2 protein-coding genes are annotated in these 1669 nt (G+C 70.9%); one reads left to right on the top strand and one right to left on the bottom strand.

What is annotated here, in order from left to right; all coding sequences use genetic code 11:
• Positions 1–123 precede the first annotated feature (123 nt).
• Entirely contained in the window at positions 124–633 is a 510-nt protein-coding gene (locus ACFW1I_RS04255) for a hypothetical protein (RefSeq protein ID WP_384665882.1), read from the bottom strand.
• 270 nt (positions 634–903) lie between these two features.
• Here ACFW1I_RS04255 and ACFW1I_RS04250 point away from each other — a divergent pair, with 270 nt between their 5' ends.
• Positions 904–1515, top strand: a complete 612-nt coding sequence (locus tag ACFW1I_RS04250; protein WP_384665880.1) for a YceI family protein — start codon at positions 904–906, stop codon at positions 1513–1515.
• Positions 1516–1669: the final 154 nt, after the last annotated feature.

Below are 1669 nucleotides of genomic sequence, written 5' to 3'. Positions count from 1 at the left end.
GCCGGGGCCGGCGCCCGGGCCGAGCCGTCCCTCGAGGGCGAGGGCGCGGGGGCTCGCGAGCGCGCGCGCGGCGCGGCGGGCGCGCGCCCGCCCCCCCCCCCCCCCCCACGGCGGGTGCGTGGTTCAGCAGCCGCCGCAGTTGTAGAAGGTCACGTCCCAGTGGTTGCCCTCGTCGGCGTAGACGTTACCGGCGCCGGAGCGCCACTGCGGGGCGCCGTCCCCGCGCAGGCCGATGTAGGTGAACGTGTTCTTGATGTAGCTGCCGAGGCACGTGTACTTGCTGAAGTCCAGCTTGTAGCCGTTCCAGTGCGAGTAGGTGCCGCTCGCGTGGCCGACCTCGGTGCCGCCGGTGATGTTGAGGGCGCAGCCGCTGGCGCTCTTGAGGGTCTGGGCGCCCTGGGCGGTGGCGAGGTTGAGCTGCTCGAAGGACGTGCAGGTGGAGTTGTACCGGTCGGAGCAGCCGCCGGAGGACGACCAGGTGATGCCGGAGTTGCGGAACATCGAGGTGGCGGTGGCGTGGCTGATCTTGGTGACGGCGTGCGCCTCGCCGGCCGAGGTGAGGGCGCCGAAGCCGGGGGCGAAGAGGGCGCCGAGGACGAGGGCGAGTGCGGTGAGGACGGAGCGGAGCTTCACGGGGGATTCCTCCTGCCGGGGACCGTGGGTGGGGACGGTGGTGCAGGTGGTGCCGGTGTGCTCGCGGGGCGCTTCCGCGCCTGCCGCGCAGGGCGATGATGCCGCAGTTCTACGCGCGTCCGCCAGAGGGCGTCGAAGGGGTGCGCGGGGCCGTTCGGGGGAACCTCGACGCAAGATGTTGAAAGTTGAACGGAATGGGGTTACAGTCATTCTCGTTGAAGGTTCAACAACATCCGACTTCAACGCCACCCCCCCGACAAGGAGCACGTCATGGGTCTCTTCGGCCGCAAGAACACCGAGTCCGCCGCCACCACCGCCACCCTCCCCGTGGACCCGGCCCTGGCCGCCCTGACCGGCGACTACACCATCGACGCCGCCCACAGCAGCATCGGCTTCACCGTCCGCCACGCGATGGTCACCAACGTCCGCGGCTCCTTCGGCGAGCACGAGGGCACCCTGACGCTGAACGGCAGCGACCCGGCCGCCTCCAGCGCCGCCATCGACGTCAAGATCGCCTCCATCGACACCGGCATCGGCGACCGCGACAACCACCTGCGCAGCGGCGACTTCTTCGACGCCGAGCAGTTCCCGCTGATGACCTTCCGCTCCACCGAGGCGGCGCAGCTCGGCGGCGACAAGTACCGGATCACCGGCGACCTGACCATCAAGGACGTCACCAAGCCGCTCTCCATCGACCTGGAGTTCAACGGCACCGCCACCGACCCCTTCGGCAACGAGCGCGTCGGCTTCGAGGGCTCCGCCGAGATCCTGCGCTCCGAGTGGGGTCTCACCTGGAACGCGGCCCTGGAGACCGGCGGTGTCATGGTCAGCGACAAGGTGAAGCTGAACTTCGACATCTCCGCCATCAAGAACGCCGCCTGACCCTCCCCGCAGGACGCCCTGCCCACGAGCGCGCCCGCCCTCCGCGAACCCGCGGACGGGCGGCGCGCGGGGGGGGGAGTGGGGGGGGCGTTGGGGGGCCCCAGGGGTTACACCAACACAGTGGCGGTGGGAGCCTAGGCCGCGCCCGGGGCCC

This window comes from Streptomyces sp. NPDC058955, assembly GCF_042741435.1.
GTDB lineage: Bacteria > Actinomycetota > Actinomycetes > Streptomycetales > Streptomycetaceae > Streptomyces.
The sequence above is the reverse complement of the archived record's forward strand: the minus strand, read 5'-3'. Positions and strand labels throughout refer to the sequence as shown.

Bases quoted from the DNA above. Each gene is read 5' to 3' on its own strand.
- ACFW1I_RS04250 (WP_384665880.1), top strand. From the start codon at position 904: ATGGGTCTCTTCGGCCGCAAGAACACCGAGTCCGCCGCCACCACCGCC.